The sequence below is a fragment of the Veillonella sp. oral taxon 158 genome (assembly GCF_018376515.1).
In the GTDB taxonomy this organism is placed as follows: domain Bacteria; phylum Bacillota; class Negativicutes; order Veillonellales; family Veillonellaceae; genus Veillonella; species Veillonella rogosae.
In genome coordinates, this window is the sequence record NZ_JAHABE010000004.1 from 19507 (window position 1) to 38521 (window position 19015).

At 36.2% G+C, this 19015-nt stretch carries 17 protein-coding genes; 13 read left to right on the top strand and 4 right to left on the bottom strand.

Annotation, left to right across the window (positions count from 1 at the left end; translation table 11 throughout):
- The first annotated feature begins 112 nt into the window (after nucleotides 1-112).
- The 12 genes from KH364_RS03590 (at nucleotide 113) to KH364_RS03645 (ending at nucleotide 14123) form a co-directional block, all read left to right on the top strand.
- Nucleotides 113-1267 carry an HAD family hydrolase gene (locus tag KH364_RS03590; RefSeq protein ID WP_273298633.1) on the top strand — a complete coding sequence of 385 codons (1155 nt, stop codon included), beginning with the start codon at nucleotides 113-115 and terminating at the stop codon, nucleotides 1265-1267.
- A gap of 183 nt (nucleotides 1268-1450) precedes the next feature.
- On the top strand, nucleotides 1451-1654 hold the full coding sequence (locus tag KH364_RS03595) for a 4Fe-4S binding protein (protein ID WP_273298634.1): 204 nt from the start codon (nucleotides 1451-1453) through the stop codon (nucleotides 1652-1654).
- 283 nt (nucleotides 1655-1937) lie between these two features.
- Nucleotides 1938-3473: a glutamine-hydrolyzing GMP synthase gene (guaA, locus tag KH364_RS03600; RefSeq protein WP_273298635.1), complete on the top strand. Its 1536-nt coding sequence runs from the start codon at nucleotides 1938-1940 to the stop codon at nucleotides 3471-3473.
- Between the two features lie 363 nt (nucleotides 3474-3836).
- Nucleotides 3837-4046: a helix-turn-helix transcriptional regulator gene (locus KH364_RS03605; RefSeq protein ID WP_273298636.1), complete on the top strand. Its 210-nt coding sequence runs from the start codon at nucleotides 3837-3839 to the stop codon at nucleotides 4044-4046.
- Nucleotides 4047-4224: 178 nt separating this feature from the next.
- Nucleotides 4225-5811, top strand: a complete 1587-nt coding sequence (locus KH364_RS03610) for a type I restriction-modification system subunit M (protein ID WP_273298637.1) — start codon at nucleotides 4225-4227, stop codon at nucleotides 5809-5811.
- Nucleotides 5804-7672 (top strand): restriction endonuclease subunit S, encoded by a 1869-nt coding sequence (locus KH364_RS03615; protein WP_273298638.1) that lies wholly within the window; start codon nucleotides 5804-5806, stop codon nucleotides 7670-7672. Before KH364_RS03610 ends, KH364_RS03615 begins: the two co-directional genes overlap by 8 nt.
- Before the next feature lie 16 nt (nucleotides 7673-7688).
- Complete coding sequence (locus tag KH364_RS03620; RefSeq protein ID WP_024066259.1) at nucleotides 7689-8807, top strand: AAA family ATPase; 1119 nt, start codon at nucleotides 7689-7691, stop codon at nucleotides 8805-8807.
- A 5-nt stretch (nucleotides 8808-8812) separates the two neighbouring features.
- Nucleotides 8813-11836: a type I restriction endonuclease subunit R gene (locus KH364_RS03625; protein ID WP_273298639.1), complete on the top strand. Its 3024-nt coding sequence runs from the start codon at nucleotides 8813-8815 to the stop codon at nucleotides 11834-11836.
- 448 nt (nucleotides 11837-12284) lie between these two features.
- Nucleotides 12285-12701 (top strand): hypothetical protein, encoded by a 417-nt coding sequence (locus KH364_RS03630; protein WP_273298640.1) that lies wholly within the window; start codon nucleotides 12285-12287, stop codon nucleotides 12699-12701.
- 1 nt (nucleotide 12702) lies between these two features.
- The gene (locus tag KH364_RS03635; protein ID WP_273298641.1) at nucleotides 12703-13026 is read left to right on the top strand and encodes a hypothetical protein; all 324 of its coding nucleotides are present in this window, start codon (nucleotides 12703-12705) and stop codon (nucleotides 13024-13026) included.
- Nucleotides 13027-13078: 52 nt separating this feature from the next.
- Nucleotides 13079-13498: a GNAT family N-acetyltransferase gene (locus KH364_RS03640; RefSeq protein WP_273298642.1), complete on the top strand. Its 420-nt coding sequence runs from the start codon at nucleotides 13079-13081 to the stop codon at nucleotides 13496-13498.
- A 136-nt stretch (nucleotides 13499-13634) separates the two neighbouring features.
- A complete protein-coding gene (locus tag KH364_RS03645) occupies nucleotides 13635-14123 on the top strand; it encodes a GNAT family N-acetyltransferase (RefSeq protein WP_273298643.1) in 489 nt (162 codons plus the stop codon).
- A 198-nt stretch (nucleotides 14124-14321) separates the two neighbouring features.
- Here the strand turns inward: KH364_RS03645 and KH364_RS03650 are convergent, their stop codons facing one another.
- The 4 genes from KH364_RS03650 to KH364_RS03665 all read right to left on the bottom strand — a co-directional run bounded on the left by KH364_RS03650 (nucleotide 14322) and on the right by KH364_RS03665 (nucleotide 18217).
- The gene (locus tag KH364_RS03650; RefSeq protein ID WP_273298644.1) at nucleotides 14322-15422 is read right to left on the bottom strand and encodes a metal ABC transporter permease; all 1101 of its coding nucleotides are present in this window, start codon (nucleotides 15420-15422) and stop codon (nucleotides 14322-14324) included.
- Complete coding sequence (locus tag KH364_RS03655) at nucleotides 15419-16384, bottom strand: metal ABC transporter permease (RefSeq protein ID WP_273298645.1); 966 nt, start codon at nucleotides 16382-16384, stop codon at nucleotides 15419-15421. Before KH364_RS03655 ends, KH364_RS03650 begins: the two co-directional genes overlap by 4 nt.
- Nucleotides 16381-17112, bottom strand: a complete 732-nt coding sequence (locus KH364_RS03660; RefSeq protein WP_273298646.1) for a metal ABC transporter ATP-binding protein — start codon at nucleotides 17110-17112, stop codon at nucleotides 16381-16383. Before KH364_RS03660 ends, KH364_RS03655 begins: the two co-directional genes overlap by 4 nt.
- Before the next feature lie 163 nt (nucleotides 17113-17275).
- A complete protein-coding gene (locus KH364_RS03665) occupies nucleotides 17276-18217 on the bottom strand; it encodes a zinc ABC transporter substrate-binding protein (protein ID WP_273298647.1) in 942 nt (313 codons plus the stop codon).
- Between the two features lie 410 nt (nucleotides 18218-18627).
- Here KH364_RS03665 and KH364_RS03670 point away from each other — a divergent pair, with 410 nt between their 5' ends.
- The gene (locus KH364_RS03670) at nucleotides 18628-19005 is read left to right on the top strand and encodes an energy transducer TonB (RefSeq protein WP_273298648.1); all 378 of its coding nucleotides are present in this window, start codon (nucleotides 18628-18630) and stop codon (nucleotides 19003-19005) included.
- Nucleotides 19006-19015: the final 10 nt, after the last annotated feature.

Here is a 19015-nt window from a genome sequence, read left to right on the forward strand (position 1 = left end):
TATACAACTATTTATGTAGATAACTGTATATCTAGATAACTGTGTGTCTAGAGAACTGTGTATCTATTTAATTCTTTATCTATTTATATACTACTGTATTAAAGGAGGCTTCATGTCCTCAACTGAAACATTACAAATTAAAAACTACATAGGTCTCAAGGGTGATAAGCCTATTAAATTTATAGCCTCTGATGTTGATGGCACATTAGTTAACGATGCAAAAGCAATTCCTGATGAGGCTATTGAGGCTATTCGTGCCGCTCGTGAAAGTGGCATTCGCGTAGCCATCGCTTCTGGTCGTGCCTGGAATGAGATGAATGATGTCATCGAAAAATTGCCGTGCTTGCGCTATTTTATGTGCACAAACGGCGCTTATGTGATGGACAAGGATGAAAACCGCAGCCTATTCCACGTTAACTTTGATAAGGAACAAGCACTATACTTGTTGCGTAAACTCTTAACCTACGGTGTCTATGTAGAGGCCTATGTGAAAGACCAAATCTTTGGTATGTATCCACCGTCCAGATGCATTACACCTGAACGATTAAGCGCCTGTGCTAGTGAGTGTAAAGCCCCTAATAAAAAGGGTTCGGATAGACTCATGGATAATCATCTACCTAGCTCAATGAATCATCCTCAATTTGGTGTAACTGACGAACATCTACCTGGTGAAACCCATGATCACTATGCTCTTGCTGAAAGTGATGAAGCGGCAAAAGCGACTATGTCCGAATGTGAAGTAGAACAGTCTAATTTCTTCTTTAGACCTAATATTCGTCCCTTTATCTTAGCAACGCGTACAATGGTATGTGATCTACTAGCTCATATGGAATCTTTAGACGAAGGTCCTGAGAAAATTCAAATATTCTACGGTGATGAACCGATGCGTCAACGGATCTTACAAGACTTGCGCGATGAATACCAAGGTCTATCTCACGATGGTACAGGCCGTGAAAGATTTTACGATGTACTGCTCTCTAGTGAAGGCAATTTAGAATTCGTATTGCCTCACACTACAAAGGGAACAGCCGTAGAAGCCTTGGCCAAACACTGGGGCTTTAGCCCAGACGAAGTAATGACACTAGGGGATAGCGAAAACGATCTGTCTATGCTGCGATTCGCAGGCGCCGGCGTAGCCATGGGCAATGCCAAGCCAAATATTAAAGAAGCAGCACGGTACGAAACGACAGACAATAACCACCAAGGCGTGGTAAAAGCAATCTACTCCGCCATAGCACATAACGATGAGCTAAATAAAACTAAATAGCTTTAATTCCGTTTCGATTACATCAGAGTAGATGAGATTAGATTAGATATGTCTATATTTGAGATACTACCAGTTAAAAATAAATACTTTTAACTGGTAGTATCTGGAAAAACATATATCATTGATGTAGCAATGATGTAGTAATGTTGATGTAGCAGTTTTAGATATAGGAGGTGATGTATAATGGGAAATCTAAAGTTTACGATCGATGATACTTGCGTTAAGTGTGGTGCTTGTGCTGAGGATTGTCCTGTTCAATGCATCACTGAAGGAATGACTCGCTTTAATATCGGTACAGGCTGTATCGGCTGTGGGGATTGTTATTCAATCTGTCCCGTTGGGGCCGTGAAGATGCATAAACGGGAGACTCTAAAGAGTGATAGTTAGAAAACGGTAGACTCCAAAGAGTAATAGTTAGAACTCGGAATGTTGAAAGTCCGAATCTTAAGAATGTTGGAAATTCGAACGTTAAGAATGTTAAAAATCCGAACATTAAAAACTTATTTATAATTTTCATACGGAATATATGGAGTCTGAATACTTCGTATGGTATAATAAACTGTAATGAAAAATTAGCGTTTGAATCGAAAAAACGCGCTCCCCAGTACAGAAATGGATGGGCATAAATAATAGTGAATATACTTTCACAAAGATGCATATGGAGGAAGGCATGGAAAACAAGGAATTTGTAATTGTTGTTGACTTTGGTGGTCAATATAACCAATTGATCGCGCGCCGTGTTCGTGAAAATCACGTATACTGCGAAGTATATCCATACAACAAAGCGCTGGAAAAAATTAAAGAATTAAAGCCGCAAGGTATTATCTTCACAGGCGGTCCTAACAGCGTGTATGAAGAAAACTCTCCAAAAATCGAAAAAGAGATTTTTGAACTTGGTATTCCTGTTCTTGGCATGTGCTATGGTATGCAAATTATGGCGCATACATTGGGCGGCGAAGTTAAATCTGCCGATAACCGTGAGTTCGGTAAAACACCTACTAAAGTGGACAATACATCCCCATTATTCAAAGGCTTGGATGAAGACCAAGTTGTTTGGATGTCCCACGTTGACTATGTAGCAAAAGTTCCTGAAGGGTTCGAAATCATTGCGCATACAAAAGACTGCCCTGCAGCTGCTATGCAAAACAAAGATCGTAAATTATACGCTATGCAATACCATGCAGAAGTATTGCACACTGAACATGGTAAAGAAATGCTTCACAACTTCTTGTACGAAGTCTGTGGTTTCGCAGGCACATGGACAATGGCAAACTATGCAAAGACTGCTATTGAAGAAATCCGTAACACTGTAGGCGATGGCAAAGTATTGTTGGCATTGTCCGGCGGTGTAGATAGCTCTGTTGCAGCAGCTCTTATTTCTAAAGCTGTTGGCGACCAATTGACCTGTATCTTCGTTGACCATGGTTTAATGCGTAAAAACGAAGGTGACGAAGTTGAAGCAGCTTTCAAAGATTCCGGCATGCATTTCATCCGCGTAGATGCAGAAAAACGTTTCTTAGATAAATTGGCTGGTCTTGAAGATCCAGAAGCTAAGCGTAAAGCTATCGGCGAAGAATTCATCCGCGTATTCGAAGACGAAGGCCGTAAAATCGGTTCTGTTGACTACTTAGCACAAGGTACAATCTACCCTGACGTTATCGAGTCAGGTACTGGTGAAGCAGAAGTTATCAAATCTCACCACAACGTAGGCGGCTTGCCTGCAGTTGTAGACTTTAAAGGCCTTATCGAACCATTGCGCAACCTCTTCAAAGACGAAGTGCGTGAACTTGGTTCTGAATTAGGTTTGGCTGACTACCTCGTATGGCGCCAACCATTCCCAGGTCCTGGTCTTGCTATTCGCGTAATGGGCGAAATCACGAAAGAGAAACTCGACATCTTGCGTGATGCGGACTACATCTTCCGTGATGAAATTGCAAAAGCTGGTCTTGATCGCGATATCAACCAATACTTTGCAGTATTAACCTCTACACGTACCGTAGGCGTTATGGGTGACTTCCGTACATACGATTACACATTGGCATTGCGTGGCGTAACAACAACAGACTTCATGACTGCTGACTGGGCACGCATCCCTTACGACGTATTGGACACAATCTCCCGTCGTATCGTAAACGAAGTACAACACATCAACCGTATCGTGTACGATATTACATCAAAACCACCTGCTACAATTGAGTGGGAATAAGAATAACAAATAATTCTGGCTATAAGATTGCCGAAATATGGTATCCCATCATACCCCCTTTTACTGGACAAACAGTAAAGGGGGTATTTTCATGAGAGATAGTTATGAATTTTAAAGGTAAGCAATTGAATTATTATAGAAGTAACAAAGAAGACTCAAATTTTTTGTTTCAAGATGGATTTTTAGGTTATAAATAGAGTAGGAGTAACAATATCGTAAAATTATTAATAGACGATTTAATTTATTCATATATTGAAATCATAGGATAGATAGCCAAATGTTTTCTAAGAATATACAAAAGCAATGATATAAGATATTATAATATAAAATAACTTCATAAACTTGTAACTAAGGAGTGAGAATATGAAAGCTAATTACAATGGATTGTGGAAGATTTTAATAGATAAGAATATGAATAAAAAAGAGCTAACCGAAGTTTGTGAATTGTCTCCTGCAACAGTATCTAAAATGGGCAGGGGAGAGTTTGTTAGTATGGCCGTTTTGTATCGCATCGGAACTAAGCTAGATGCTGATTTTGGAGAGATGGTTTCGATTATAAAGCCAGGAAAGTAAAGCATCTTTGAGGTGGTGTAAAGATGTCTCAAAATAATTAAACTATATGCAAGGTGGATAAGAATCAACTTTTTGTGTAGTGTAACTAAAATAAGGAAAAAACAGAAATTTTTATACCAGAAAATAGATGATAAAACATGAATCAAGGTATCTATCAAGTAAAGTGAGGTAGAAAGGGATGTCAGACTTAACTATGGGTAATAATGAAACAATACAAAGATCAGAGCTGCATAGAAAAATTTGGGCTATTGCTGATGATGTTCGTGGTGCAGTAGATGGGTGGGATTTTAAACAATATATTTTAGGGATTTTGTTTTATAGATTTATTTCTGAAAATATTACTGAATTTTTCAATTCTGCCGAGTATGAAGCTGGTGACTTAGAATTTGATTACGCTGAAATTTCTGATGAAGAAGCAGAGCAGTATTTTAGACCAAATACAGTTGAGGATAAAGGCTTTTTTATATTACCAAGTCAACTATTTAAAAATGTTGTTAAAACAGCTAAGAATAATGAAAATTTAAATACAGATTTAGCTAATATATTTAAAGCAATTGAAGGAAGTGCAGTTGGATTTGCATCGGAAGATGCTATCAAAGGTTTATTTGAAGATGTGGACACAACAAGTAACCGTTTAGGTGGAACGGTCGTAGAAAAAAATAAAAGGCTGGCAGATATATTAACAGGAATAGCTGAAATTAATTTTGGAAATTTTCAGGATAACGAGATAGATGCCTTTGGCGATGCGTATGAGTATTTGATTTCAAAGTATGCGAGTAATGCAGGCAAATCTGGTGGAGAGTTTTTTACCCCACAAACAGTTTCAAAACTTTTGTCAAGACTTGTTATGGATGGAAAAAATAATATTAATAAGGTATATGACCCTACATGTGGCAGTGGAAGTTTACTGCTTCAGATGAAGAAGCAATTTGATGAACATATTATTGAGGAAGGATTTTATGGACAGGAAATTAATATGACCAACTTTAACTTGGCTCGTATGAACATGTTTCTTCACAATGTGAATTATAATAATTTTTCAATAAAAAGGGGCGACACATTAATAAACCCTTTGCATAGAGAAGAAAAGCCGTTTGATGCCATTGTTTCAAATCCTCCATATTCGATTAAATGGGTGGGAGATGCTGATCCAACCTTAATAAATGATGAAAGATTTGCACCGGCAGGAAAGTTAGCACCAAAATCTTATGCCGACTATGCATTTATCATGCATTCATTATCCTACCTTTCAAGTAAAGGTAGGGCAGCTATAGTATGCTTTCCAGGAATTTTTTATAGAAAAGGTGCTGAAAAGACAATTAGACAATACCTTGTTGACAATAATTTTATTGATTGCGTAATTCAGCTTCCAGAAAACTTGTTTTTTGGAACATCAATAGCTACTTGTATTTTAGTCATGGCTAAGAACAAAGTAGATAATAAAATTTTGTTTATTGATGCAAGTAAAGAATTTAAAAAGGAAACTAATAATAATATTTTAGAAGAAAAAAATATTAAGACAATAATTGATGAATTTAGAGATAGATCAGAAATAGAATATTTTTCTAGATATGTTGATATAACAGAAATACAAAGTAAAGAAAATGATTATAATCTTTCTGTTTCGACTTATGTGGAAAAAAAAGATACCAGGGAAGTTATTGATATAAAAGTTTTAAACAAAGGAATTGAAAAAACCGTTAAGAAAATAGATAAACTAAGAAGCTCAATAAACGAAATTGTAAAGGAGCTTGATGATGAGTAAAATAGATGAGCTATTAAAAAATGAAAAGGTTGAATGGAAAAAAATAGGGGAGATAAAAGAAGTAAAAGTAATCTCACCAAAAAGAAAAATTAAAAAAAATGAGTATTTAGAAGAAGGTCTTTATCCAATAATAGATCAAGGTCAAAAATTTATTGTTGGATATACCAATGATATTAATGCTATTTTTGAAAGTTATTCGTATGTGATATTTGGAGATCACACAGAGACTTTAAAATATGTTGATTTTCAATTTGCCCAAGGGGCAGATGGGATTAAAGTATTAAAAACAGATGAAAATTATTTATATTCTAGATATTTATATTATGCAATTTTAAATTTTTATGAAAAGATGGGGGAATATAAAAGACACTTTTCTTTTTTAAAAGAAACCCTAATACCTATTCCATCGATAGAAACACAGGAAAAAATTGTAAAAATACTTGATAAATTTACGAATTGTGTTTCTGAATTACAGGCTGAATTACAGGCTGAATTACAGGCTAGAACTAAACAATATAAGTATTATAGGGATATACTTTTAAGTGAGGAATATCTTAATAAGCTATCAAAAGAATTTTGGTGTTTACCCCAAAAAGAATATGTGTTTAAATCAGTTTTCATTGAAGATGTCGTAAAAATTAAGCATGGAAAAGACTGGAAATCTTTAGGCGAAGGAAAAATCCCTGTATACGGTAGTGGCGGTAAAATGTGTGTTTATGTGGATCAATATGTATATAATAAGCCTTCTGTTTTAATACCAAGAAAAGGCTCAATAGAAAATGTGTTTTACGTAGATGAACCCTTTTGGAATGTAGATACTATTTTCTATACAGAAATAAATGATAAAAAGATTATACCTAAGTATTTTTATTACTTTATAGAAAATTACAATATTAGTAAATTAAGTACAGATTCCACAAGACCAAGTCTTACACAATCCGTTTTAAATAAAGTTAAAATAGATTTACCACCACTAGAAATACAAAGTAAAGTGATTCAGATTCTTGATAGTTTTCAATCATTACTTTCTGATGCAAAGGGGTTGTTGCCAAAAGAAATTGAGCAAAGACAAAAACAATATGAATATTATCGTGAAAAGCTCTTGACATTTGATAATGCAGGCGGAACAATTTCTAGACAGACAGACAGACAGACAGACAGACAGACAGACAGACAGACAGACAGACAGATAATTTCTAATAGCTATTTTGTATTATTAAAAAGAGCAGCAGATTTGGTTGGTAGTAAGCTGTTTGACGTTGAATGGAAAGCTTTGGGGCAGTTAGGAGTATTTGAAAATGGAACAGGAATGCCTAAGAGCTTGTTTAATGATAATGGAAATGTTGGAGCAATTCATTATGGACATATTTATACAGAATATAATTTGTTTGTAGAAAATCCAATCGTACGTGTAAGCAAAAATGATATGAAAAAACTTAAAAAAGTTAATTATGGTGATTTGGTTATTGCAAAAACCTCTGAAAATATAGAAGATGTTATGAAAACTGTGGCATACTTAGGTAGTGAAACTGTTGTCACTGGTGGTCATGCAGCAATATTTAGACATAATGAAAATCCTAAATATCTTTCATATGTTTTTAATGGAGCGAACTATTTGTTAAGTCAAAAAAATAAGTTAGCAAGAGGTGTCAAAGTTATTGAAATTTCATTAATAGATATGGAAAAAATAAAGGTTCCAATACCGTCTCTACAAGTTCAAGAATATATCGTTTCAATTCTTGATAAGTTAAATGAGTTAATAAACGATATTTCTATAGGCATACCAAAAGAGATAGAGTTACGGCAAAAACAGTATGAATACTATAGAGAGAGATTATTAGACTTTAAAAGTAGAAATTAAGATTTGAGGTGAAGGTATGGAGGAGTATAGCTCTTTAGACGAGATAGCTCAAAAAATTAAAAATTCTAATAAGAAGGTCACTTTGATGTATGCTTTTAATGGAACAGGAAAAACAAGATTGTCGATGGAATTTAAAAATCTTGTTAATGATTTTGAGAACGATGAAGTTATAAAGCATGTATTTTATTATAATGCCTTCACTGAAGATTTATTTTCATGGGATAATGATCTAGAAAATGATAATGAAAGAAAGCTTAAGATTAATAAGGAATCTAGCTTTATTGATTTAATAGAAAGACATGGTAAAGAAAATGAGATAGCAGAAAGATTTAAAGAATTTACTTCTTCAAAAATTGAACCTAATATTAATACAAGTACAGGCGAAATTACTTTTAGTTTACCTACTGGTGATGAAGGAGCTATTGAAAATATAAAAATTTCAAAGGGCGAAGAAAGCATTTTTATTTGGTCTGTATTTTTTGTTCTGATGGAGACAATTATTGCAGAGTTGAATATTGATGAAATCAGTGATAGAAGTACTGATGAATTTAATAAAATTCAATATATTTTTATAGATGATCCAGTTACTTCTTTAGATGATAATCACCTTATTCAGTTGGCAGTATCTTTAAGGGAAACAATAGCTAAATCAAAAACGGATGAATTAAAATTCATAATTACAACACATCATGCATTTTTCTATAATGTTTTATTTAATGAGTTAAAAAGTGAGAGACGTATAAAAGATAATAAAAAAGAATATTACTTATTACAAAAAAATAAAAATGTTTATTTTATTGGTAGACAAAATGATACACCATTTGGATATCATTTATTTATAAAAGAAATAATTCAGAAGGCAATAGAGGATAATGTTGTTGAGAGATATCATTTTATGCTATTTAGAAATTTGTTGGAAAAATCTGCATCTTTCTTGGGCTATAATAATTGGGGCGATATACTTCTAGCAGATGGTATGTCTGATGAGGATAGAAAAGCATATATTCGATTTATTAACTCGGCATCGCATAATAAAGTTTCAGACATGGAGGTAAAAGAATTAAAACCTCATGAGAAAAATTTATTAAAGTTGCTCTTTGAAACTTTTAAGAGAGAATATAAATGGAAGGAGTAATTTGAATGTCAGAAGAAAAAGTAAAGTATAACACATCTACAATTGCAGAAATGACGGGTGGAATTATTCTAGCCAATTTTGAAAAAGACATTCAAGTTAGAGAAACTACATATCAAAGTGAAGCTGACCTCGAAAGACAAATGATTGAAAATCTAGTTTCGCAGGGGTATGAGCGGCTTATAGTAAAATCAAATGATGAATTATATGTAAATTTAAAAATCCAAATTGAAAAACTCAATGGAGTTTCTTTTACAAATGAAGAGTGGGCTAGGTTTTTGCTTGAATATTTAGATGTTCCAAATGATGGGTTGATTGAAAAAACTCGAAAGGTACAAGAAAATCACATTCATGATTTTATATTTGATGATGGACATTTAAAAAATATTAAGATTATTGATAAGAACAATATTCATAATAATTTTCTGCAAGTGGCTAATCAGATTACTGGGGAAGGGAAGTGTCGAAATCGCTATGATGTGACAATTTTAGTAAATGGGTTACCGCTTGTACATATAGAACTAAAAAAAAGAGGCGTGAATTTACATGAAGCTTTTAATCAGATTCATCGATACCGTAAAGAAAGTTTTAACAGTAAAAACTCATTATATAAGTATGTTCAAATATTTGTTATATCTAATGGAACGTATACTAGATATTTTGCCAATACAGCTGTACAAGATAAAAACAATTATGAGTTTACCTGTGAATGGGCGGATGCTAAAAATAAAGTAATTTGTGATCTAGAAGATTTCACTAAGACCTTTTTTGAAAAGCGTGTTATTCTAGAAGTCCTTACAAAATACTGCGTTTTTGATGTCAATAATACACTTCTTATTATGCGGCCATATCAAATTGCGGCAACTGAACGAATTTTGTGGAAGATAAAATCAAGTTATGAGGCGAAAAAAGCAGGTAAATCTGAAGCAGGCGGGTTTGTTTGGCATACGACAGGTTCTGGTAAGACGCTTACCTCTTTTAAAGCTGCAAGACTTGCTACAACATTGGATTTTATTGATAAAGTATTTTTTGTGGTAGACAGAAAAGATTTAGACTATCAAACAATGAAAGAATATCAAAGATTTCAGCCGGATAGCGTAAACGGAAGTAAAGATACAAAAGAACTTAAACGATGTATTGAAAGAGAGGATAATCGGATTGTAGTTACCACAATTCAAAAATTAAATGAATTTGTAAAGAAAAATTCTAACCATGATATTTTTGAAAAACATTGTGTTCTTATATTTGATGAATGTCATCGTTCTCAATTTGGAGATGCACAGAAAAATATAAGGAAATCATTTAAGCGACATTACCAGTTTGGATTTACGGGTACTCCAATTTTTCCAGAAAACTCGCTTAACGGAGATACAACATCAGGTATATTTGGCGCACAGCTTCACAGTTACGTTATTACAGATGCGATTCGTGATGGAAAAGTTTTAAAATTCAAAGTGGATTATAACAATATTACACCGAAATTTAAAACTGCAGAGAAAGAGCAAGATGAAAAGAAATTAGCTAAACTAGAAAATAAAATGTTGCTCCATCCTGAAAGAATTACTGAGATTACAAAGCACATTCTCAATGTATTTAATACGAAAACACATCGTAATGTGTTTTATGATTTGAAGAATAGAAGGCTTAATGGTTTTAATGCCATGTTTGCAGTGCAAAGTGTTGAAGCAGCCAAGTTATATTATGAAGAATTTGAAAGACAACAAAGCAATTTACCTGAATCAAAGAGACTTAGAATAGCTACAATATACAGTTTTGCAGCTAATGAGGCGCAAAGAGCGATTGGAGAAATACTAGAGGAGAACTTTGATATTTCTGCTATGAAATCAACAGCAAAAGAGTTTTTAGATAAGGTAATCACAGACTATAATAGTTACTTTAAAACCAATTTTTCTACTAACGGCAATGAATTTCAAAATTATTATAAGGATTTGTCATTAAAAGTGAAAGAAAAAGAAGTGGATTTACTTATTGTAGTAGGGATGTTTTTAACAGGATTTGATGCGCCTAAATTAAATACATTATTTGTTGATAAAAATCTTAGATATCATGGTCTTATTCAGGCGTTTTCAAGAACAAACCGTATTCTAAATAAAGTAAAGACATTTGGTAATATTGTTTGCTTTAGGGATTTGGAAAAAGCTACAAAAGATGCAATCAAGACATTTGGCGACGAAAACAGTGTAAACATCATTTTGGAAAAGAGCTATGAAGAATACATTCATGGATTCAAAGATGCAGAGACAGGCAAGGTTGTTAAGGGGTACACCGATATATGTAATGAAATAATATGTAAATTCCCAGAGCCGACCGAAATTATATTAGAAGCGGATAAAAAAGAATTTGTAGAGCTTTTTGGTGAGCTATTGAAAGCCGAGAATATCCTGAAAAACTTTGATGAGTTTGAAGAGTTTGAAAGAATTATTTCAGACAGACAGATGCAGGATATGAAAAGTGTCTATGTTGATATCAGGGAAAACATTATAAATTTAAAGAACAATGAAAATTCTGAAGGTGAACAAATTGATTTTTCTGATATTGAGTTTCAAATTGATTTGCTTAAAACAGATGAAATAAATTTGGACTATATTTTAGCCTTGATATTGGAAAAATCAAAAGAAAATGATGATGTAGAAAGCTTAAAAGTAGAAGTTCGAAGGGTAATAAGATCAAGCCTTGGTACAAGGGCAAAAGAAGAATTGATTATGTCCTTTATCAATAGTACAAGATTGTCTGAGCTGAAAAATACTGATGATATTCTTGAGTCATTCTACAGTTTTGCAAAGAAAGAGAAAGAGAATAATATAATATCTTTAGTTGAAGAAGAAAACTTGAAAGAAGACGCAAAACGATTTATAGAAAAGGCTATAAGTAAAGGATATGTCGAATATGCAGGGGATGAGCTAGATCGTATTATTCCGCCGACTTCACGTAGATTAGGAGCAAGGGAAAAGAAAAAAGAATTGGTATTAGAAAAGATTAGAAAAATTGTGGAAGTTTTTGTTGGAATTTAAACCTTACTTTAGTGTTGTATCTTTATTCAAATGTATTGTTTTGATAGGTGCTTGATATAAGCCTATATCAAAAAATCAGAATAAGTTGATATTAGAGTGTTCTGAAATTATGAGCAATATGATTTTTCTAAATGCTTATCTAAAGAAGTAAGTATTAAAGTAATGAGCAATTATATATGCTTGGCATGACGGCTATAAATAAAAATATCCTTATTGTTTTTTACCACTTTAATTTAGAATGGTAAATAAGTAAGATGAAATATCAATGTATATTAGAGGAATTAAAGTACAAAACTACAAAAGCGATTTCAATTTTTCTACTGGAAGTTGGTGTTTATAAAAAGAGTGATTCTTTTCTCTTAACTAAATTTGAGATTATAGAGATGTCTATCAACTTTAAGCTAAAAAGATTTAACTATCTGATGTTAGTTTGTAAAATCGAGGAACAATGAAAACGACAAAATCTTTTGGCGAGTATCCAAAATATTCTCTCCACGATGCAAGGGTACAGAAAATAGAATATGAAGATGATAAATTGATCCTTACTTTTGAGTATATTTTCTCTTATGAGAATGGTGTTGAACAAACTCATAAGGCTCAAGTTGTGTTTGAGACGTGTGATATAGATGATCTAGAAATTCTCGTCTTTAATAGTACAATATTAGATACTTTCACGGGTAAAAGAATTGAGTTGCCTCAATATCAACAGGAGTATAGTGAAAGTGAATTCGAGGTCATTATAGAGACCTATAACTGGGGTCGAGCTGTATTGCAAGGTTGGTTATGGACCGAAGGGAATCCTGTACATTGTATAATGAACATATACTTTACAGGTGATATGGTATATGTAGTTGATGAGGCCTAAGATGAGCGATTTAGATTTTACTATTTGCTGCACAGTTACTTTCTTCAGCAAGAAGAGGAGAACTCCGCCGAATTTGAATAATGGAAAGTACTGTCCTCATCTTGTTATAAAGGGCTCTGAACAGCTGTTAGGTGTAAACTTTATCGATGGTGAAGAGGTCATCTTTGATAAACCAATACGTGCCAATGTACTGCCAGCAAATGAGGATGTAGATTATTCTAGTTTACAAGAAGGTACTGAGTTCCTTATCATGGAAGGCAGCACTATTGTTGGTGAAGGGATTGTAAAAGAAATTTTTCAACATAAACCACATGAGAGAAAATAATTGTAGAGTATTATATCTATTGGTGGTTCTATAATCTTAAGAAGGAGCTTTTATGGCGATTACGTATACCGAAGATAAGAATTTTACCTCTCAACAGGTAGCAGATTTATTCTTAGCTGTTCGTTGGGTGGTAGGCAAGTATCCAGATCGATTACACAAGGCTCTTATGAATTCATCGCGCGTGATTTCTGCATGGGATGGCGATCGTTTAGTGGGTCTTATTCGCGTCATGGATGATAGCGAGTTGGTGTGCTTCATCAATTATGTGCTGGTTCATCCTGAGTATCATGGCCGTGGTATTGCTGGTCATTTGTTAGAAATGGTGAAAGAGGCTTATAAGTCTTACTTGTACATTAATGTTATGATTGGTGATAGCAAGAACGCACCATTTTACGAGAAACATGGATTTAAGATAAAAGAGAATTCCTTGCCAATGCAATATCGTAATGTACCTAAATATACAAAAAGATAAGTGGTCGGATAATCTGTATAGCAAGTAAGTGGTCACATTGTTAATAAAAGGCTGCACGTACATAGCGTTACGTGTAGCCTTTGTTATGTAAAACGGTATATACTAAATCAGATATGTAGATGCGATGGAGAAGGATATGGATATATTAATACGAAAAGCGACAACCGCTGATTTAGATTTAGTGACACATATAGAAGCAACTTGTTTCCCGCCTGCTGAGGCGGCGCCTCGTGAGGCTTTTAAGGAGCGACTAGACCATTATGCAGGGCAGTTTTTAATTGCCTTTAACGGCGATACACCTATTGGTTTTATCGATGGTTTTGTAACGGATGATGAAATCTTAACGGATGAGATGTTCGCCGATGCTTCCTTGCATAATCCTAACGGAGCATGGCAGATGATATTTGGTCTGAATACAATGCCGAAATACCGCAATCGTGGTGTAGGTGGTAAGTTAATAGAGGCTTTCATCGACCTTGCGAGAGAGGAAAAACGTAAAGGCGTTATTCTAACCTGTAAGGAAGAAAAGATACCTTATTATGCCAAGTTTGGTTTTCTAAATGAAGGCGAATCAGAGTCTGATCACGGCGGTGCCAAATGGTATCAAATGCGAATCGTCTTTTAGGTGCTTAGAAATGAGTAGGAATTAACTATTTATGGTTTTACAATAAAACTGAATATAATAGTTCCCATATAAAAGAAGCTGAAATCTTAATTGATTTCAGCTTCTTTTTTGTTGGGAAAATATTAAGTTTCTACAATTACTTTAATTAGACTATACGGATTTGCCTATCATTGTGTATACCAAAATCCATATGATTATTTAAATAATTTCTTTTACTTGCGCCACACCTTTATCGGTCAGCATATAGTACCCATTTGTTACATACAACAAGCCTTGTTTCTTAAGGTGTGATGCGGCTTGGTGTGTATAGTCTGGCTTCCAGTTCAAGTGTTCGTGAATGGTGCCGATACCATTTTCAATGGCCACCACAGGTGTATTCATATGGGTATAGATGTGGCAGAGCATCATCGTTTCTCGATAGTGACGACGTAAGTGGCGTTGTCGAAGATAGGTTGCAATATAGCCTGTCTTTGGCATGCCAATAACGGCAATTAATAAGGCGAGACCGATCGTCGTTGCGATAGCGCCTGCAATGGATACGTCTAGAGTGAAAGCGACTTCCGTACCGATGACGGCACAGATAATACCGATGATGATACTGCTAGTGAGCATGGCTTTCACAGAGTCCGTCCATAAATAAGCGATAACCGCAGGTCCGATCATGAGGCCGATAACGAGGATGGCACCAACCGCTTGGAATGAAGCCACCACGGTAAGGGATACCATGGTCATCAGCACGTAGTGGATGAGGGCAGGCATAAAGCCGAAGAGCCCTGCTAATAGTGGATCGAAGGTAGATAGCTGCAATTCCTTGTAGAAGAGCATAACTAATACGAGGTTGATGACCGCTACCCCTAGGGAAATCCATAGTGAAACAGGACCTAAGTCGGTGGAGTTTACAATCCATCTGTCGAATGGGGCGAACGCGATTTCCCCTAGAAGTGCCGTATCTACGTCAAGGTGTGCGTTGCCGCTGTAGAGACTGACGAGGATGATGGCAATGGAGAATAGAAGGGGGAAGATGATACCGATGGACGCATCTTCGTTGACGAGGCCCGTGTTATGAATCATCTCTGTAAGCCACACTGTTCCTACGCCGACTACGGTTGCCCCTACTAAAAGCAAGGGAGAGTTTAAGTCTTCCGTTACAAAGAAAGCGAGCACGATGCCGAGGAATACGGTGTGCGTAATGGCGTCAGCCATCATGGACATGCGGCGTAGCACAAGGAATACACCAGGAATAGCGCACGCGATGGATACTGCGATGGCGATGAGTAAAATCTCTGTATGTACTGTCATGGTGCACCTCCTATGCGAGGCTGTCCACCCTCTGCTCTATATATCTTTTGTTGTAAATCGGCAGGGCTTATCTTTGCAGTTTCTGATAATAAAGCTTGTTTTGATTGTTTGTTTCTACGATATTGCCACAAGATGCCTCTATTAGGTGCAAATATGAGACTCAATAGTACGATAACCGACAGAATGACGATGATCGCAGGACCTGTAGGTAGTTTTTGTACTGTTGTACTCCAAATGGTACCGCCAATAGCAGATACCATGCCGAAACATCCTGCTAGTATACACATGGTACCTAGCTTGTTCGTCCACTGACGGGCCCCTACGGCCGGTGCAATGAGTAGGGAACTAATCAAGATAGCACCTACTGATTGAATGCCGATGATGATGGTCATGATCAATAGGGATCGATATAAAATGAGTGTAAAGGTGACGGGAATTTGCAATGTTTTAGCGTATTCTACGTCAAAGGAAATGAGCTTTAGTTCTTTCCAAAATAAGGCTGTTAAAACGATAATGATGAGCGCTGCTGCCGATGTAATGTACACATCGCGGGCTAATATGGTGGCGGCCTGTCCAAATATAAATTTTGAAAGCCCAGCCTGACCTGCATTGTTTAGACTTTGAAGGTAGGTGAGTAGAACCATACCAAGGCCAAAGAATGCAGATAGTATAGTAGCTAGAGCGCCATCGAATTTGATTTTACTATTTTCTACGGTGATGGTTATGAGCCACGCTGCAGTGATGGAGGACAGGGCAGCACCTATAATGAGTACCTCAATGTCTTTTATACCGGTCAGCAAGAATGCGATGACGACACCAGGCAGTGCCGCGTGTGAGAGACCATCACCGATGAGGCTTTCCTTGCGCAGTACAGCGAAGGTGCCTGCAATACCACTGGCAAGGCCCAAGAGAGCCGTGCCGAGCAATACCATCTGTGTCGTATAGGACTGGAGTATGGTCATACAATCCTCCCCTTGCCGTAAGTGCGCTCGATGGCCTCATCAGTAAAGATATCTACTACGGGGCCATAGGCAACAGTTTGCTTATTGACCATCGTTACCCAGTCGAAATATTGAGGTACCGTATTTAAATCGTGATGTACGACGATCACTGTTTTGCCGCGCGCTTTCATTTCTTGTAAAAGGGAGATAATGGCGTGCTCCGTCGTTTTGTCGACGCCCTTGAAAGGCTCGTCCATGAGGTAAATGTCTGCCTCTTGTACGAGGGCTCTTGCGAGGAATACACGCTGTTGTTGGCCCCCTGAAAGTTGACGGATTTGCCTGTTTACATAGTCGCTCATGCCCATTTTTTCAATCATGGAGAGGGCCAGCTCCTTATCCTTTTTACTTGGTCGTTTGAACCAACCAAGATGACCATAGCGGCCCATAAGTACGACGTCTAATACGGTAGTAGGAAAGTCCCAGTCTACGCTACCGCTTTGAGGAATATAGGCGATTTTCTTGTAATCCTTTTTGTCCATTGCAAGGTGGTGGTCGATATAAAACTTAACACTACCTGAGATAACTGTTAATAGGCCTAACATGGCCTTTAATAATGTAGATTTACCGGCTCCATTAGGGCCGACGATAGCCGCTAAGGAGCCGATGGGTACCTTCATATCTACGTCCCATAATACGGGTTTTGTCGTATAGGCTACGGTCATATCTTCAACTTCAACGGCCCATTCCATAGAGACCTCCTTTTATCAATAAGTGCTACTAGCTGATATTGCTAGTAGCACTTGTACTTACAATAACAAAGTAAATTTAAAACTATCTAAGTCCTATGTCCGAACTGTAACCAGACCTGTAAATTTACTTTGTCGTATTTAATTAAGTTAATCAAATTATTGTTTATTTAAGTGCTTTAGTGATGGTATCGATGTTGGCTTTCACCATACCGATATATGTGCCGCCTTCAGTGCCTTCAGAACCGAGGGAGTCGGAGTATAATTCGCCACCGATAGCAACGTTCCAGCCTTTAGCCTTAGCTGCTTCTTGAACGGCTTCAATGGTTTTGTGTGGTACAGAAGATTCTACGAAGATCGCTTTAATTTTGTGATCTACGATAAATTGAACAAGTTCATTCACATCTTGTGTGCCAGCTTCTGTAGCAGTACTTACACCTTGCAAACCTTTTACTTCAAAGCCATAAGCGCGAGCGAAGTATTGGAAGGCATCGTGTGCTGTTACGAGAACGCGAGATTCTTTAGGAATAGATTTTGCTTGAGTTTTGATGTATGCATCTGTTTCATCTAACTTAGTGAGGTATGCATCATAGCGTTTTTTGAAATCCTCTTTGTGAGCTGGATCTGCTTTAGCAAGACCTTCGTAAACCGCTTTGGCAGCAAGTTTCCAGTTAGCTACATCGAACCAAATATGAGGATCTTTAGTTTTTACGCCATCTTCTTCGTCAAAGTCGAGTAGAGTGGCTGGATCAATAGCGTCGGATACGCGGATAGTAGCTTTATTTTGTTTTGTTAAATTGTCGAAAATGGAACCCATTTTACCTTCTAAGTGAATGCCGTTGTACACCACAACATCTGCCTTAGACATAGTTGTTACATCGCCGGCGCTAGCTTGGTAGAGGTGAGGGTCTACGCCAGGTCCCATGAGTCCTTGGACGGATACATGGTCACCGCCAATTTCTTTTACTAAATCTGTTAACATTGTAGTAGTAGCTACAACATTTAATTTTTTCTGACTGTCTTGGGCTGCATCTTTTCCACAGCCTGCTAATACGAACAACATAAGTGCTAATGATGCGACGATTAGTAAGATTCGATTGACTTTCATAATAAACCTCCTTTTATAGGTACTGCGTTAAAAACTTTAGTTATCTTGTTAATTACCCTTATTTAAGCGGAAAACTAGCCGCTACTAACGTAGCGGCTAGTGGCAGTTATACGTTCTTCTGCTAAGGTCAAAATAATTTAGGGAATAAGTGCTTGTAGATGGTTAGGCCCAACGAGGGCAACGATACCAAGTACCATCATGACCTTCATTTGAATACGCTTTCTACGTCTCATGATGAACCTCCTTTGTGTAATTTTTTGTCATATCAACCTGATATGTAAGTCCGAACAGTTATCTTGAAATCAATATATCATAAATGAGAAAATTTATCAATAAGAATTTATTCTTTAAATATTCATCTTTATTTAGTATGATATTATGCATAGACAAAATGAATAAGGAGGCTTATTATGATTAAATTATTCCGATACACTGCTGCAGCTGTACTTGTTGCATCTTTCGGCATGTTAGGTAATTATACAGCTGATGCGGCAAAGTTCTTAGAATCTCCAAGAGAGGTTCATATTGTAAAACCTGAGTTGCCTGAGATTCCTCAAACGGCTACGGTGTCACCAGATATGCGCGTACGCTTCTTGATTGATAAAAAAGGAAATGTTAAAAATGTTTTCGTTGAACGTTCCTCTGGTTATGCTCCCGTTGATGACGCAGTAAAAAAAGCAATCATGCAGTGGAAATTCACACCTGCCATTGGTACGGATCAAAAGGCTCATGAATCTATTATTGGGATGACAATTACTCTGCCTAAGCATGCTGTAACAGCTAAATAAGGAGATAATG

Excerpts from the sequence above, each read along its gene's own strand:
- KH364_RS03595 (WP_273298634.1), top strand. The coding sequence starts at position 1,451 with ATGGGAAATCTAAAGTTTACGATCGATGATACTTGCGTTAAGTGTGGT.
- KH364_RS03670 (WP_273298648.1), top strand. The coding sequence starts at position 18,628 with ATGATTAAATTATTCCGATACACTGCTGCAGCTGTACTTGTTGCATCT.
- KH364_RS03650 (WP_273298644.1), bottom strand. The coding sequence starts at position 15,422 with ATGACAGTACATACAGAGATTTTACTCATCGCCATCGCAGTATCCATC.
- KH364_RS03605 (WP_273298636.1), top strand. The coding sequence starts at position 3,837 with ATGAAAGCTAATTACAATGGATTGTGGAAGATTTTAATAGATAAGAAT.
- KH364_RS03620 (WP_024066259.1), top strand. The coding sequence starts at position 7,689 with ATGGAGGAGTATAGCTCTTTAGACGAGATAGCTCAAAAAATTAAAAAT.
- KH364_RS03655 (WP_273298645.1), bottom strand. The coding sequence starts at position 16,384 with ATGACCATACTCCAGTCCTATACGACACAGATGGTATTGCTCGGCACG.
- KH364_RS03640 (WP_273298642.1), top strand. The coding sequence starts at position 13,079 with ATGGCGATTACGTATACCGAAGATAAGAATTTTACCTCTCAACAGGTA.
- KH364_RS03590 (WP_273298633.1), top strand. The coding sequence starts at position 113 with ATGTCCTCAACTGAAACATTACAAATTAAAAACTACATAGGTCTCAAG.
- KH364_RS03665 (WP_273298647.1), bottom strand. The coding sequence starts at position 18,217 with ATGAAAGTCAATCGAATCTTACTAATCGTCGCATCATTAGCACTTATG.
- KH364_RS03660 (WP_273298646.1), bottom strand. The coding sequence starts at position 17,112 with ATGGAATGGGCCGTTGAAGTTGAAGATATGACCGTAGCCTATACGACA.
- KH364_RS03610 (WP_273298637.1), top strand. The coding sequence starts at position 4,225 with ATGTCAGACTTAACTATGGGTAATAATGAAACAATACAAAGATCAGAG.
- KH364_RS03635 (WP_273298641.1), top strand. The coding sequence starts at position 12,703 with ATGAGCGATTTAGATTTTACTATTTGCTGCACAGTTACTTTCTTCAGC.
- KH364_RS03645 (WP_273298643.1), top strand. The coding sequence starts at position 13,635 with ATGGATATATTAATACGAAAAGCGACAACCGCTGATTTAGATTTAGTG.
- KH364_RS03615 (WP_273298638.1), top strand. The coding sequence starts at position 5,804 with ATGAGTAAAATAGATGAGCTATTAAAAAATGAAAAGGTTGAATGGAAA.
- guaA (WP_273298635.1), top strand. The coding sequence starts at position 1,938 with ATGGAAAACAAGGAATTTGTAATTGTTGTTGACTTTGGTGGTCAATAT.
- KH364_RS03625 (WP_273298639.1), top strand. The coding sequence starts at position 8,813 with ATGTCAGAAGAAAAAGTAAAGTATAACACATCTACAATTGCAGAAATG.
- KH364_RS03630 (WP_273298640.1), top strand. The coding sequence starts at position 12,285 with ATGAAAACGACAAAATCTTTTGGCGAGTATCCAAAATATTCTCTCCAC.